The sequence below is a fragment of the Paraburkholderia sp. SIMBA_054 genome, from assembly GCF_046534875.1.
Classification (GTDB): Bacteria; Pseudomonadota; Gammaproteobacteria; order Burkholderiales; family Burkholderiaceae; genus Paraburkholderia; species Paraburkholderia hospita.
This window is the reverse complement of record NZ_JAWRXV010001141.1, coordinates 1-257: the sequence shown is the minus strand read 5'-3', so window position 1 is coordinate 257 and position 257 is coordinate 1. Positions and strand designations below refer to the sequence as shown.

1 pseudogene is annotated in these 257 nt (G+C 57.2%); it reads left to right on the top strand.

Going from position 1 to position 257, the window contains the following annotated elements:
* Positions 1–257, top strand: a pseudogene (locus SB822_RS58730) (beta-aspartyl-peptidase); the annotation flags it as partial.

Here is a 257-nt window from a genome sequence, read left to right as displayed (position 1 = left end):
ATGCGCCGGAAGATCGGGGAATTTGCGATGTCCTCGTCGCTAACGGCAAAATTATCGCCGTTGCCAGCAATATCCCTTCTGACATTGTACCGAACTGCACGGTTGTCGATCTCAGTGGGCAGATCCTCTGCCCAGGTTTTATTGATCAACACGTCCATTTGATTGGCGGTGGCGGCGAAGCAGGTCCCACGACGCGCACGCCGGAAGTGGCGCTAAGTCGCCTGACGGAAGCGGGCGTCACGTCAGTGGTTGGTCTG